The organism is Catenulispora pinisilvae, from assembly GCF_015356865.1.
Lineage (GTDB): Bacteria > Actinomycetota > Actinomycetes > Streptomycetales > Catenulisporaceae > Catenulispora > Catenulispora pinisilvae.
The window spans coordinates 24383-38325 of the sequence record NZ_JAAFZA010000089.1 but is presented as its reverse complement, the minus strand read 5'-3'; the positions used below and the strand labels follow the sequence as shown (position 1 = coordinate 38325).

At 70.5% G+C, this 13943-nt stretch carries 15 protein-coding genes; 5 read left to right on the top strand and 10 right to left on the bottom strand.

Translation table 11 applies throughout. The features are described from left to right. The coding region (locus tag IZR01_RS23800; RefSeq protein ID WP_228560085.1) for a MarR family winged helix-turn-helix transcriptional regulator at nt 1-411 on the top strand (411 nt) is incomplete at its 5' end. A gap of 317 nt (nt 412-728) precedes the next feature. Here IZR01_RS23800 and IZR01_RS23795 read toward each other — a convergent pair. Next, nucleotides 729-1835: a glycosyltransferase gene (locus IZR01_RS23795; RefSeq protein WP_194925146.1), complete on the bottom strand. Its 1107-nt coding sequence runs from the start codon at nt 1833-1835 to the stop codon at nt 729-731. Nucleotides 1836-2067: 232 nt separating this feature from the next. Between IZR01_RS23795 and IZR01_RS23790 the strand changes: the two genes are divergently transcribed. The 4 genes from IZR01_RS23790 to IZR01_RS23775 are packed head-to-tail and all read left to right on the top strand — an operon-like array spanning nt 2068 to nt 5682. After that, the gene (locus tag IZR01_RS23790) at nt 2068-2973 is read left to right on the top strand and encodes an ATP-binding cassette domain-containing protein (RefSeq protein ID WP_194925145.1); all 906 of its coding nucleotides are present in this window, start codon (nt 2068-2070) and stop codon (nt 2971-2973) included. Continuing rightward, nucleotides 2970-3791 carry an ABC transporter permease gene (locus IZR01_RS23785; RefSeq protein ID WP_194925144.1) on the top strand — a complete coding sequence of 274 codons (822 nt, stop codon included), beginning with the start codon at nt 2970-2972 and terminating at the stop codon, nt 3789-3791. The genes IZR01_RS23790 and IZR01_RS23785 overlap by 4 nt, the downstream gene beginning before the upstream one ends. Further along, a complete protein-coding gene (locus IZR01_RS23780; RefSeq protein ID WP_194925143.1) occupies nt 3788-5020 on the top strand; it encodes a sensor histidine kinase in 1233 nt (410 codons plus the stop codon). The genes IZR01_RS23785 and IZR01_RS23780 overlap by 4 nt, the downstream gene beginning before the upstream one ends. Continuing rightward, nucleotides 5017-5682, top strand: coding sequence for a response regulator (locus IZR01_RS23775; RefSeq protein ID WP_323747079.1), 666 nt, complete (start codon nt 5017-5019; stop codon nt 5680-5682). The genes IZR01_RS23780 and IZR01_RS23775 overlap by 4 nt, the downstream gene beginning before the upstream one ends. A gap of 15 nt (nt 5683-5697) precedes the next feature. On the opposite strand, the gene IZR01_RS23770 is transcribed toward IZR01_RS23775, so the two are convergent. The 9 genes from IZR01_RS23770 to IZR01_RS23735 form a co-directional block, all read right to left on the bottom strand. After that, nucleotides 5698-6750, bottom strand: a complete 1053-nt coding sequence (locus IZR01_RS23770) for a hypothetical protein (protein WP_194925142.1) — start codon at nt 6748-6750, stop codon at nt 5698-5700. A gap of 202 nt (nt 6751-6952) precedes the next feature. Then, on the bottom strand, nt 6953-8197 hold the full coding sequence (locus IZR01_RS23765; RefSeq protein ID WP_194925141.1) for a S53 family peptidase: 1245 nt from the start codon (nt 8195-8197) through the stop codon (nt 6953-6955). A gap of 279 nt (nt 8198-8476) precedes the next feature. Then, nucleotides 8477-9475: a M56 family metallopeptidase gene (locus IZR01_RS23760; protein ID WP_194925140.1), complete on the bottom strand. Its 999-nt coding sequence runs from the start codon at nt 9473-9475 to the stop codon at nt 8477-8479. Then, the gene (locus tag IZR01_RS52490) at nt 9472-9603 is read right to left on the bottom strand and encodes a hypothetical protein (protein WP_267254870.1); all 132 of its coding nucleotides are present in this window, start codon (nt 9601-9603) and stop codon (nt 9472-9474) included. Before IZR01_RS52490 ends, IZR01_RS23760 begins: the two co-directional genes overlap by 4 nt. A 244-nt stretch (nt 9604-9847) precedes the next feature. Then, nucleotides 9848-10342 (bottom strand): flavin reductase family protein, encoded by a 495-nt coding sequence (locus IZR01_RS23755; RefSeq protein WP_194925139.1) that lies wholly within the window; start codon nt 10340-10342, stop codon nt 9848-9850. 73 nt (nt 10343-10415) lie between these two features. Beyond that, complete coding sequence (locus tag IZR01_RS23750; RefSeq protein WP_194894117.1) at nt 10416-11120, bottom strand: nicotinamide mononucleotide transporter family protein; 705 nt, start codon at nt 11118-11120, stop codon at nt 10416-10418. A gap of 56 nt (nt 11121-11176) precedes the next feature. Continuing rightward, nucleotides 11177-11650, bottom strand: a complete 474-nt coding sequence (locus IZR01_RS23745) for a riboflavin kinase (RefSeq protein WP_194894116.1) — start codon at nt 11648-11650, stop codon at nt 11177-11179. A 6-nt stretch (nt 11651-11656) separates the two neighbouring features. Then, nucleotides 11657-13012, bottom strand: a complete 1356-nt coding sequence (locus IZR01_RS23740; protein WP_194894115.1) for an NtaA/DmoA family FMN-dependent monooxygenase — start codon at nt 13010-13012, stop codon at nt 11657-11659. Further along, nucleotides 13009-13926 carry a ribokinase gene (locus IZR01_RS23735; protein ID WP_194925138.1) on the bottom strand — a complete coding sequence of 306 codons (918 nt, stop codon included), beginning with the start codon at nt 13924-13926 and terminating at the stop codon, nt 13009-13011. Before IZR01_RS23735 ends, IZR01_RS23740 begins: the two co-directional genes overlap by 4 nt. Between the last annotated feature and the right edge of the window lie 17 nt (nt 13927-13943).

The following is a 13943-nucleotide window of genomic DNA, read 5'->3' as shown; positions in this document are numbered from 1 at the left end:
GTCCGGGAAGCGGCGGCGGCGCTCGACGGCGATCCGGCGCGGGCCGAGGCGCTCCGCGACCTCACCCTCGGCCCCCGCCACCTGTCGCTCCTGGTCTTCCTCCTCCTCGACGGCCCGATGACCGTCAACGACCTGGCCGCGCGCCTCCAACTCGCCCCGACCACCGCCAGCCTCCTGATCGCCGACCTCAGCCGCAAAGGCGTCCTGCACCGCACTGAGGACGACGCCGACCGCCGTCGCCGCATCATCAGCATCACCCCCACGGCCCGCCCCGCCATCGAGACCTGGCTCGCTCCCGGCGCCGCCGCCTGGCGCCGCGCCCTCAGTCCCCTGACCCCCGCCCAACGCCGCACGGTCATCGACACGCTGCTGGCATATGAGGCCGCGGTGGGGGAGTTGCGCGGCACGTGAGGATGGCTCCAACAATGTGAACCGGCCCCGAAAACAACAATCGGGCCGCCCGGCGCCGTTGCCGCCGCGACCCGATCACTTCCGATGAGACCCCGCCGCCTCACCGCATCGCGCATCTCCTCGTCAAGCCGCTGCTGCTCGCCATACCGCTGCTCGCTACCGCTGCTCGCGTAGCCGCTGCTCGCTATACCGCCGCTTGCGCAGCCGCCGCTTGTGAAACCGCTACGGCTCTCCCATCCGCTACGGCTCTCCCATCCGCTACCGCTCTCCCAGCCGCCACCGCCGCTCGTGAACTTCGCGCCGCCGCCACCCGCCGCTCACGCCGCCACCGTCGGAATCCGCTCCAGCCACCGCGCGTGCTGCAACGTCGAGATCAGCGCGATGGTCGACTCCGCACCCTGATTCGGGTTGCGCCAGTCCAGTCCGAGTCCGTCGTAGCCGCCGCCGGTCGCCTCGTCGATCAGCGGGATGCCGCTGTCGTTCACGCCGAGGAACCAGTCGATCGACATGCGGACGCCGGTCAGCCACTTGCGATCGCGGGTCACCGCGTACGCGCGGGCGCACGCGTCGGCGTAGGCCGCGGCCTCGATCGGCTGCTGGTGGTAGGCCGGTCTCGGGTCGCCGAGGGACCAGCCGCCGGCCGGGGTCGGTGACAGGTGTCCCTCGCGCGTCGACAGCGCGAGCAGCCACTCCAGCAGCGCCAGGCCGTCGCGCAGCAGGGCTTCGTCGCCGACGTGTTGGCCGGCGGCTATCAGGGCCTCGGGCAGGGCCGCGTCCCCGTACTCCAGGCGCGGCTCGGGCCAGGGCCAGGCGGGGTCGGACCCCGGCCGGCCGATGGTGACGGCCGCGTCGGCGAGCAGGCTGAGCGCCGCCGGGTGGCCGGGGTGGGCCTCGGCGACTTCGGCCGCGCCGAGGGCGGCGTAGGCCATCGCGTGGTTGAGGCGGCTCTGGGGGCCCAGACCCGCGCGCAGCTTGGCGCCGTCGTCGAAGCGTTCCAGGGCCACCGCACGGATCCACGGTGTCGGCCCCCGGTTGGCGGCGGTGCCGAGCGCCCACACCCCGCGCCCCCACCACTCGCCGGTCTCCGGCTCGTCGTGCCACACCCGGTCCAGCCCCATCCGGTTGTGGAAGCCGCGTTCGCGGTCCTGCGCGTGCAGCAGGAACGCCAGGTAGATCTCCGCCAGCCGCACCAGTTGCTCAGACGGTTCGGGCTCACGGCACACCACGATCAGCCCGCGGGTCACATCGTCCACGCAGTACCCGTGCCATCGTTTCGGGATCGGTCCCCTGGCGTGCTCGAACAACCCGGTGTCGTCGCTCATCCGCGCCAGGTGCGCGAACGACGGCTCCGGGGTCGTGCCGGACAGCAGTCGTCGCAGTTCCTGGTCGGACGGCCGGGTGTCGAGATGGTCCTCGATCGTCATCGGATCAGACTCCTTTCTGCCGAAACCGGCGGCATACCCGATTTGGGCGAGCTTAAGCGCTCTGCTTACGCCGGAAATACGCCCCTACGCGCCCCATGCCGTCCTCACCCCACAGGGTGAGAACCCGGGCCGCGATCTCCTCCTCCGGGATCTCGTGCCGAACCCGGTTCGCAACCTAGCGTGACTTCTTAGGCGGATCTCCCGCTTGGTCCGATATCTGAGGATTGACTTAATGCTTGAAGCGTCCGCCCTGACGAAACGCTACGGCGACAAAACCGCCGTCGACCACCTGACCTTCTCCGTCCGCCCCGGCATCGTCACCGGCTTCCTCGGCCCGAACGGGGCCGGCAAGTCCACGACGATGCGCATGTTGATCGGCCTGGACCTGCCCACCGAAGGCCGCGCCACGGTGCGGGGCCGCTCCTACGCCGACCACCCCGCACCGCTGCACGAAGTCGGCGCCATGCTGCAGGCCCGGGCCGTGCACCCGGGACGTTCGGCGCGCGACCACCTGCGCACCCTCGCCGCCACCCACGGGATCCCGTCGCGCCGGGTCGACGAGGTCATCGACCTCGTCGGGCTCCGATCGGTGGCCACGCGCCGTGCCGGCGGCTTCTCCCTGGGTATGGCGCAGCGCCTGGGCGTCGCTGCGGCCTTACTCGGCGATCCGGCGACGTTGATCCTCGACGAACCGGTGAACGGCCTGGACCCCGAAGGCGTGCTGTGGATCAGAACCCTGCTGAAGCGCCTCGCCGCCGAGGGCCGCACAGTCTTCGTCTCCAGCCATCTGATGTCCGAGATGGCCCTGACCGCCGAGCACCTCGTCATCATCGGCCGGGGCCGACTGCTCGCGGACTGCTCGGTCGCCGATTTCACCCGGAGCGCGGCCAAGAACACCGTCCGGGCTCGAACCCCTGACGCCGAACTGCTGCGAACACGACTGGCCGGGCCGGACGTGACCATCACCGGCGACGACACCGGGGACTTGATCGTCTCCGGTCGCACCGCCGAGCAGATCGGCCGGATCGCCGCCGGACTGGGCATCGTCCTGTATCAGCTCACTGACCAGGTGGCATCGCTGGAGGAGGCCTTCATGGAACAGACCAAGGACGCGACCGAATACCAGGCCGTCGCATGAGCGCCGACTTCGTGACGCCGTCGCCCGCGGCCTTCCACGGCCGCGTCACGCAAACCCGAGTCCTGCACTCGGAATGGCTCAAGCTCTCCACGATCCGCTCGACCTACATCACCGCCGCCCTGACCCTCGTCGTGACCATCGGCCTGGCGATCGTCACCTGCTGGGGCCAGTCCGACCACTACGCCTGGATGGCCCCCGACCTGAAAGCCCGTTGGGACCCGGCCGGCTGGAGCCAGATCGGCTTCACCTTCTCCCAGCTCTCGATCGGCGTCCTCGGCGTGCTGACGGTCACCGGCGAGTACACGTCCGGGATGATCCGGGCCACGCTGGGCGCCGTGCCCGAACGCTGGCCGGTTCTGGAGGCCAAGGCCGCGGTGTTCGGGGCGGCCGCGCTGGTGCTCAGCATGATCGGATGCCTGGCTGCCTTCTACGCCGGGCAGACGATGTTCGCCGGGAAGCACATCGGGACCACGCTGTCAGCGCCCGGCGTGGCCCGTGAGATCTTCGGCACCGCGTTCTACGTGACCTTGGTGGGCCTGTTCGGCATCGCGCTCGGCGCGCTGGTGCGTTCAACCCCGGGCGGGATCTCCTGCCTGCTGGGGATCATCACGATCCTGCCGCTGGTCGCCCGCGGACTGCCGGAGAACTGGTACAACGCCCTCGCACCGTACCTGCCGAGCAACGCCGGGACCGACATCACCCGGCTCTACCACACGCCGCATACGCTGTATCCATGGCCTGGATTCGGGTTGTTCGCGCTATACGTGGCCGGCACGTTCGCCGTGGCCACGGTGCTGCTTAAGAGACGCGACGCGTGATCGCTCCTCTGGGCCGCCGCCGTAGCCGCGCCACCGATTTGGCGCTGGCCGCGGCGGCGGCCGTGATCCCGGTCTTGATCGCGGCGTCGGTGTTCTCCGGCCACCTGTATCTGCTGGCCTTCCAGCTCGGTCTGGTGGTGCCGCTGACGTGGCGACGCCGGTCGCCGGTCGCCGTGTTCGGGGTCGTATACGCGATCGTCTTCGTGCAGTACCTCGTGACGCCGGTGAACGTGCCGAGTGATGCGGCGTTGTTGGTGGCGCTGTACCTGGTGGCCGTGAACCGGGAGCTGCGAACGGTCTGGTCCCTGGGCGCGATGACGTCCATCCTGGTGTTGCTGGACGGACTCCGGCTGGTCCCGAACCACACCTCGGGTTGGGCCGTCGTCGAGTCCGCGATCGGGATGGCCGCTCTGGTGATCGCGGCGGCCGCGATCGGTGCGTACGTCCGCAGCCGGCGCGCCTACCTCGACGCCGTCGCCGACCGGGCCGCGCGGGCCGAGCGCGAGCGGATCGCGCGGGAGATGCACGACGTCGTCACCCACAGCCTGTCGGTCATGGTCACGCTCGCCGACGGCGCCAAGGCCGCGGCCGGGCCCGGCCCGGCGGGCGAGGCGATGGGCATGGTGGCGACCACGGGACGGCAGGCGCTGGTCGACATGCGGCGCTTCTTGGCGGTGCTGCGGGACGACGAGCCGGACGCGGCACGGCATCCGCAGCCGGGGATCGCCCAGCTCGAAGAGCTCGCCCGCACGGTTCGGGCGGCCGGGCTGCCGGTGCGGCTGGCGTTCGAGGGCGACGCGGCCGGGCTGCCGACCGCGGTCCAGCTGACCGTCTATCGGGTGGTTCAGGAGTCGCTGACGAACACGTTGAAGCACGCCGGTTCCGGCGGCGACGCGCGGGTGCGGGTGACCCGCGGGGAGGACTACGTCGACATCGAGGTCTGCGATGCCGGCGGCCCGAGCCCGAGCCCGAGCCCGAGCCCGAGCCCGAGCCCGAGCCCGAGTCTGAACCCGAGTCTGAGTCCGAACCTGAGCCCGAGCCCGAACCTGAGCCCGAGTCTGAACCCGAGTGCGTCGTCGAAGGCCGGACACGGGGTCGAGGGGATGCGGGAACGCGTCGCGGCGTATGGCGGCCGGCTCGACGCCGGTCCGCGGGCCGGCGGGGGCTGGCGAGTCCGGGCCTGGTTGCCGCTCACGGACGCGGCGCTCACGGGTGCGGCGGCGATGTGACCCACGACGAGCGAATCAGCATCCTGCTGGTCGATGATCAGCCGCTGACCCGCGTCGGCTTCGGCCTGCTGTTCGGCGCCGAGCCCGACATGGAAGTGGTCGGTGAGGCCTCCGACGGCGTCGAGGCGATCCGGCAGGCGCGTCGCCTCCGGCCCCGGGTGGTGCTGATGGATGTCCGGATGCCGGTGATGGACGGGGTCGAGGCGACGGGGGCGATCGTGGCGGCCGTGCCGGAATCGCGCGTGCTGATCCTGACCACGTTCGATCTCGACGAGTACGCGTTCGACGGACTGCGGGCCGGGGCGTCGGGCTTCCTGCTCAAGAACGCACTGCCCGCCGATCTGCTATCCGCGATCCGCACGGTCGCCGCCGGCGACGCGGTCGTCGCGCCCCGGGTGACCCGGCGGCTGCTGGAGACCGTGGCGCATCGGCTGCCGAGCTCGTCCGGCGCTGTGGCGGACAGCCGACTGGACCGGCTCACGCCCCGGGAGCGGGACATCCTGATCGAGGTGGCGCTCGGTAAGTCGAACACTGAGATCGCGGCGGACCTGTTCTTGTCGGAGAACACGGTGAAGAGCCACTTCAAGCACGTGCTGGCGAAGCTGGGCCTGCGGGATCGGGTGCAGGCCGTGATCTTCGCCTACGAGAACGGGCTGGCCTAGCGCCCGGGCCCACCTCTAGACCTGCCCCTGCCCCTGCTCTTGCGCCCGTTCCCGCTCCTGACCCACCTGCCGCTGCCGGATGCTGAAGAACGCGAAGCCCACCAGCAACTGCGGCAGCTCGGCGGTCGCCCCGAACTGGCTGTCGTGGAAGTTGAAGATCTCGGTGACGAGCAGATCGAGCAGGAGCGCGGTCTTGGCGAGCTGGTAGGACGCCAGCTTCCGTCCCCGGAGCCGCAGGGCCAGGGCGGCCACGACCAGGACCGCTGACACGCCGCGCGTGACGGCGCTGGCCGTGATGGACGCGTTGTCCGTGCTGTGCGGGGTCTCGGTGAGGGCCTGCGCGATGAAGATGATCGCGACGATGACGCGGGACAGGACCAGGAGCGTATACGCGACCGCCTCGGACCAGCGGAGCTCGGCCACCCGATACGCCCAGCGACGCACCGAGGCCGTGACCCGCACGAGCACACTCGGCTCGCGCACCCGAGCCAGGTCCAGCAACCGCAGAACGGCGTCGCCGTCGGGCGCGGGGCACCCGTCGAGCAGCCGGGCCGCCCGCTCACGCTCATCCGATGTCAGGCCGCTGACCAACCCGCCGGCCGCGATCTGCGCCGCACCGGCCAGCCGCGTGGCCTCCTCACCGGCATCGGCGACCGTGTCCCGCCCCAACAGCGAGGCCACCACCAGCAACGCGGCGAACACCAAGTAGATGATCGCGGCAGCCGGCCGATAGAAATAGTCATTGGTGGTGGTCAGGTACTTCCCGACCTCATCCACGAAAAGCCCGATCCCGACCCCGCCGAGCAACGCGGTCCACACCCGCGCCCGCTCCCCGGCCCACACCAGCGCCACGGTCAGCGCGGCGATCATCAACAGCCCGCCCCACACCACATGCCCGATGTGGATCCCGCCGCCCCCGATGCGCGGATACCCGGTAGCGGCCAGATAGGCCCGCGTAATCAGCACGGTGGCGATCCCGGCCAGCGCCATCAGCCGCAACCGCCCCGCCCCGTCCGCGAGCCGGAGCCGACGATGTCCCCGCGGGGGCGGGGCTGCGGTCGTGGTCATCGGACGAGGGTATCGGACGACGTGCCGCTGGGAGCGTTACACGAAAGCGGCCCCGCCCAAAAGGCGGGGCCGCTCCCTCAGCGCTGTTCTCTGTCAGCAATACCTGCTGTCTTCAGCAGTACGCTCCGCAGCGGTACCGCCTTCGACAACACCAGTCCTCAGCAGTGACTGTGCCGGCTGTCGACCGGCACGTACGCGCCGCTCAGCTACCGGCGGTGAAAGCCGCCAGCCCGTTCGGCGTGCCCAGACCGGTCGGACCGTCATACCCCGGTCCGGCGGTGCAGTAGTACGACGGCGAGCAGGTGCCGTTGTTGCCAGTCGTCACGTCGTTCAGGTTGCTGGTGTGCGCGTACGGGTACGACGCCGGGACGTCGTTGGCACCCGGGGTGCCGGCCAGCGCGTAGACCGAGGCGATGATCGGCGAGGCCGCCGAGGTACCGCCGTAGACCGCCCAGCCGCTGCCGCCGTAGGTCTGGTACACGGCCACGCCGGTGGCCGGGTCCGCGACCGCGGCGACGTCCGCCACCATACGCTTGGTGCAGCCGGTGTCGGTCTGCCAGGTGGGCTTGGTCTCGTCCGAGGAGCAGCCGGAGCCCGCGCCCTCGCTGCTGCTGGTGTTCCAGACCGACTCGCTCCAGCCGCGGCTGCTCGAGTCCTTGGTCAGCGAGGTGCCGCCGACCGCGGTCACGAACGGCGAGGACGCCGGGTACTCGGTGCCGGCCGCGTAGGCGCCGTCACCGGAGGACGCGGTGATCGCCACGCCGGGGTGGTTGAAGTAGCTGGAGTCGGACTGCGCCTCGGTGCCGTCCTCGTTGCCGCCGTAGCTGTTCGAGACGTACTTCGCACCCTGGCTCACGGCCTGGTTCACCGCGGTGCCCAGGTCGGACATGTTCGCCGAGTTGGCCTCGACCAGCAGGATGTGGCAGCCCGGGCAGGTCGCCGAGACCATGTCCAGGTCCAGCGAGATCTCGCCGGCCCAGCCGGTGTCGCCGGTCGGGTAGTTGGTGCTGCCGTCCTGGGCGATCTTGGAGAAGCAGCCGTTGGCGGTGCTGCACTCCGGAAGGCCGTAGGTGGAGCGGTAGGTCGCCAGGTCCGACTCGGCGTTCGGGTCGTCCTGGGCGTCCACGATCGCGACCGTCTGGCCCGAACCGCCGTTGGTCGGCAGGTTGTAGGCGCTCTGCAGGTCCGACGGTCCGTAGCCGGAAGGCGTGTCGTTCGCCGACATGGCGCGCGCCTTCTTGTCCGTGCGCTTCAAGGCGAAGCACGTCGCGTAGCCCGGGTGCACGGCCTGGCTACAGACGTGTGCAGAGGTCGGGCCGGACGCCGCCGGTGCGGGCGCGGCCTCGGCGGCGACCGCGCCCCCGGCTATCAGCGCGCTGGCACCCAGGAGGGCGGCGGCGACACGCGGCGCTGCGTGTCCCCGCTTGTTCCGTGTGAGGTGGAACACTCTTGCTCCTTGTCGAAGTAGGGCGAGTGTGGTGGCGGTACGGACCAGGCGGCGCGAGAGTTCACAACACCTTGATCCGTGCTAGTACTATCGCTGACCGTAGTAACGTTCATAAAGGGCGACAGCGGCAAAGCTTTAGTAAAGCCCGAATAGGGAAAACCCTTGCCGAACCCTGGTAAACAGTGACGAAGTGGGGTTTCGTCCCGTTGTCGGCGCCGATGAGAGCTAGTACCCGGATCGCGAATACGAAACCGATATAGCGGCGCTGATTTACCGGACTTATCGGAAGGAAACGGCGGAAACCGACAAGCCCAGCGCGTCGCCGTCGGGGTCCGGCGGACAGCCGTGGACCACCGACACCACCGAGATCGCGGCCAGCAGCACCGGGACGACGATCAGCAGCAACGAACCGAGCGCGCCCAGAGCCAGTCCGCGCCGGCCGATTTTGCGTTGCGGGTAAAGCCGGGTCACCCGCGAGGAGGCCGCCGGCCGCCGGTCGATCCCGATGCCGAGTGCGAAGCCCGGCGCACTCCCGGCCCCGGCCCCCAGCACGGCGAGCGCGGAGACCAGCGCCGCCGTCCCGCTGCGCTTCACCGCGGCGTCGTCGGCGATGAACTCCACCAGCCGCCGGGTCTCCTCCTCGGCCAGCCCCAGCAACCGGATCCGCGGCGCGGTGCGGTGGATCGCGCGGGCGAAGGCGACGGCGAAATGGTGCCGGCCGGCCAGGTGCGCGCGCTCATGCGCCAGCACCGCGCCGAGTTGCGACGGCGACAACCGGGTCAGGGCACTGCTGGTGATGACGATCGTGCCGGGCCGGCCGGGCAGGCAGTAGCAGCCCGGCTCGTCGTGGTCCAGGACCAGGACCCCCAACTCCTCGTCGGCCCGGGCCAGGATCCGCAGGATCTCGATGTGCTTGCGCCGGGTCCGCCAGGCCGAGTAGAACGTGGCCGTCAAACAGAATGCGACCCGCAGTAGCAGCGCCCCGGCGGCGATCAGGCCGAACCAGCCCAGGAACGGGCCGACGGAGGAGTCGTCGTTGATCGGCAGCTGGTCGGCGCAGCGGTCGATCTCCGGATCCAGGTGCGAGAGCGTGTCGAGCAGCGTCAGCCCGAGCGCCAGCCCGGCGGTCGTGGCCGCGGTCAGGAACGAGCAGGTCACCACCTGGAGCATCACGACCGTCAGCCGCGGCAGCCGTTCGGTCGGCCAGCGGGTGAGCAGCCGGGGGCCGAGCAGGACCAGGAGCAAGGCGTAGGAACCCAGGATGAGCGCGGCTATCACGGCTCGACTTCCGGGCCGCTGGAGGCGATGCGCGAGAACGAGCGCGAGCCGAGGGGGTCGGCCGGCGCGCGGACGACGGTGCCGGCCTGGTCCCGTTCCGTCGGCGCCGAGCCCCCGAGCTGGTTCATCCCCGAGTGCGTTCCTCTCCCCGGCCTCACCGGTGTGCGCGGCAGCCGCTGGGAGATTTGTCGCGTCGCCGTCTGGGGTGGAGAGTAGCGAACAGATCAGTGGGCGTGAACCATTCGCTGGATATCGGCGACGGGCGCCAGGGGTGGGCGCGGGTAGCGCGGGCGATACGACGGCCAGTGGCAAGGCCGTCGGCACCGCATCAGTACGACATCAGTGCGACATCAGCACGACGACAGCACGGACTCAGCAACTCGCCCGGTCCCGGGTCCACACCAGCGCCCGGTTCCGCGCCTCCCGATGCACCCGCTCCACCCGCAGCACGATGATCGCGTGGTCCCCGGCCGGATACTCGTGCTGGGTGAAGCACTCCAGCCAGATCGGCGACCCCTCCAGGAATATCGCCCCGTTCTCGTTCTGATGCCAGGCGATGTCGGCCAGCCGCCCCGCGCTGTCGCGCGAGGCCAGCTGCCGGGTCTTCGAGGCGTGGCTCTCGCCCAGGACGGACACCCCGAGGTGCGCCGCCCGGGCCAGCACCGGCCAGGTGGTGGAGGTGCGCTGGATGGCGACCGACACCATCGGCGGCTCGTGTGAGACGCCGACGGTGAACGAGGACACGACCATGGTGACCGGCGTGCCGTCGACGACGGCGCCGACCGCCGCCACCGTCGACGGGATGTCGCCGAAGACCCTCCGGATGTCGTGGGCGTCGTCGATGAAGTCGATGAACTCGTCAGTCATGGCGGATCCTGTTCAGTGCTCTAACCGAATTCAGTGCTCTAGCCGAATTCAGTGCGTTGGCCGAAATCCGGGTTCAGGCCGAGGGCTCGGCGGCCAGATTGTCCACGTGCGGCTCGACCGTCACCGCGGACCGCACCGGCGAGGAGACCTGGGTCTGGCTGCGCGAGGCCCAGTCCCGGATCCCGGCGAGCACCATGAAGAAGAAGATCCCGTAGACGATCCCGGAGAAGTACAGGTGCGAGTGCACCGCCAGCGGCACGCCGACCAGGTCCACGGCCAGCCACGCGAACCAGAACTCGACGTAGCGCCGGGCCTGTGTGTACATCGCGATGACCGTCCCGGTGAAGATCCAGGCGTCGCACAGCACCATCCACCACGGCGCGCCGGGGTAGAAGGACCAGTTCATCGCCTTCAGGAACGCGCCCAGCACCCCGGTCCCGAGGACCATCGCCGCGATCAGCGTCAGCCGGACCGGCCAGGAGGCCCAGCCGACCACGACCGAGCCCTGGCTCGCCTTGTTCCGGCGCCAGGTGGCCCAGCCCCAGGTGGCCGCGACGATGATGATGATCTGCCGGCCGGCGTTCCCGGTGAGGTGCACGTTCAGGCTGGCGACCAGCAGACAGATCGAGCCGAGGATCTGCACCGGCCAGGAGATGACCAGCCGCCGCAGCGCCAGGACCACGGTGGCCAGGGCGAAGATGTTGCCGAGGAAGTCCGACCAGTAGACGGGGAGCCCGAAGAAGCTGAATTGGTGGTTGAGCCAATCGAACGCGTGCATACGTATCTCCAGTGTTCCGTGGGTGGTGGTTGTTCCCCGTTCGATGTACTGCCTGCTCAGGGAGCCGGCTGTTGCGTTTCTCGCGCCGGGCTCGCGCACAGTTCGGCCAGTGCGCGGGCCCGGTGTTCTTCGGTGAGGGTGGCGGTGGTGGTCTCGACGTCTTGGGCCGCCGCGGCCACCAGGGCCTGGACGGAGCCGAACCGCACCGTGTCGCGGATGCGGGTGACGAGCCAGACCACCACATGCTCGCCGTACAGCTGGTCGTGCAGGTCGTGGCAGTAGACCTCGATGTGGACCTCGTCCCCGTCACAGAACGTCGGATTGGTGCCGACGCTCACCGTGACGGGATGCAGCCAGCCGTGGGCCGGCCGCGCCATCAGGCCGGCGTAGATCGCCGCCGGCGGTACCGGGGCGGCCGGGTCCGGCGCCACGTTCGCGGTCGGAAATCCCAGCCCGCGTCCGCGCCCGGCGCCGTGGACGACGGTGCCGACCACCTTGCCCAGCCATCCTCCGGCGCCCTGGACGGTCATGTCAGCTCACTGAGTTCCGTGCCGGTGCCCGGCCGCCGGGTGGTTCGCCGGGAGCGTCGGCCGCGCCGAGCCGGTGAGCCGTTCGCGCAGCGACTCGCCGTCCCGGTACTCCGTGGCCACGACGCCGCGCCGGCGCAGGACCGGCAGCACCGACTCGATGAAGTCGGTGGTCGAGGCCGGCTGCACGGTCGGGGCGAGCAGGAACCCGTCCAGGTCCGCGCCCTCGGCCAGGGTGCAGATCCGGTCGGCGATCTCCTCGGCGGTGCCGACGATCGGCTTGGCGCCGACACCGTGCGTGTGCCAGTCCCGCAGCACGTCGCCGACCGTCTTGTCGGCGAACCGCGCGAGCTGGGTCTGCGAGATCTCGGTGCTCAGCTCGGACATCGGGGTGTCGTGGGGGTAGGAGGACAGGTCGATCCCGGTGAACATCGCGTAGCTGGCGACGGTGACCTCGGGCCGCTGGGCGTCCAGGATGCGCTGGTAGCGGCGCTCGGCGTCGGTCGTGGTGGCGCCGACTACGCAGGCCAGGGCCGACATGATCTTCAGGTCCTCGGCCCGGCGTCCGGCGTTCACCGCCTCGGCCCGGATCGCCGAGGTGTGCCCGGCCAACTGCTCGACCGAGCCGTCGCCGATGAAGACGCACTCGCCGTGCCGGCCGGCCACCCGGCGCCCGGCCGGGGAGGCGCCGGCTTGGAACAGCACCGGCGTGCCCTGCGGGGAGTAGGCGGTGTTGCCGTAGCCCTCGGAACGGAAGTACTTGCCGGCGTGCTTGACCAGGTGCACGCGTTCGGGGTCGGCGAACCGGCCCTGCTTGTCCTTCTCCAGGGCGCCCGGCTCCCACGCGCCTTCCCAGTATTTGTAGACGACCTCGAGGAATTCCTCGGCCATCGCGTAGCGCTCGTCGTGCGCGACCATGTCCATGCCGAACGCCTTGACGGCGGTGTCGGCGGTGCCGGTGGTGACGATGTTCCAGCCCAGCCGGCCCTGGGAGAGCTGGTCCAGGGTGGCCATCCGGCGCGCGAACGAGTACGGCGGCTCGACCAGTACCGAGCCGGTGATGACCAGGCCGAGCTCGGAGGTCGCGGACAGCAGTGCCGCCGCGACTATCGCCGGGTCCAGGCGGGGCAGGTCCAGGCTCTCCTCGCTGGCGATCGCCGGCCGGGTGCCGCGCACCTCCGACCAGCCCCAGGCGTCGGCCAGGAACAGGAAGTCGAACTTCGCGTCCTCGCACAGCGCCGCGATCCGCTTCCAGTAGTCGAGGGTGTCGAACAGGTGCCGTTCGCTGTCCTCGTGCCGCCAGGTGGCGGTGCCGCCGGAGTTGGTCTGCGCGTTCTCGAACAGTCCGAGTTTGAGGGTCTTCATCGGGTCTTCTCCTGCTGCTGTGCGAATAGGTCAACCTCTTCGGCGGTGGGCATCGCGCTCTGCGCTCCCACGCCGGTCACGGACAGGGCCGCCGCCAGGACGGCGCGCTCGGCGGCCGCGCGGAGCGGTCGGCCCCGGACGAGCGAGTCGGCGAGGGCGCCGCAGAAGGTGTCCCCGGCGCCGACGGTGTCGACGGCCGCGACGCGCGGGGCGGGGATATGGACCGTTCCATCCTGATCATGAACGATCGCACCATCCGCGCCCAATGTCACCACCAGCGCCGAGACCGGCAGCGGATGCCGCGCCAACAATCTCCCGACCTCGCCGGACGTCGCAGGGACCGGCACGCCGAGCAGCGTGCACAGCTCGCCGAGGTTCGGGACGAGCACGTCCACGCGCTTGAGCACGTCGTCGTCGAACGCATACGCCGGCGCCGGGTTGAGGATCACGGTCGCGCCCTGCGCCGCGGCCCGGGTGATGGCCGCGCCGGTCACCTCCGGCGGGATCTCCCCTTGTGTCATCAGCACATCGCCGGCTGTCGTGAGTACCTCGGGAAGGTCGGCCACGGTCAGCTCCCGGTTGGCCCCGCCGTCCAGCACGATGGTGTTCTCGCCGGGCTCGTCGACGGTGATCAGGGCCAGGCCGGTGCCGGTGCGCTCGGCCGTGGCGATCCAGCCGGTGTCGACGCCGTCTCCGGCCAGCGAGGCCAGGATGTCCCGCGCGTCGCCGCCGACCTTGGCGACCAGCCGGACCGTGCTCCCCAGGCGCGCCGCGGCCACCGCCTGGTTCGCGCCCTTGCCGCCCATGCCCTCGCGCGAACCGACCGCGTGCACGGTCTCCCCGGGCCGCGGCAGGCCCCGCACCTGCAGGACCACGTCGCGGTTCACGGAGCCGACCACTGTGACCGATGCCATCTTCACCTCCTGGGAGA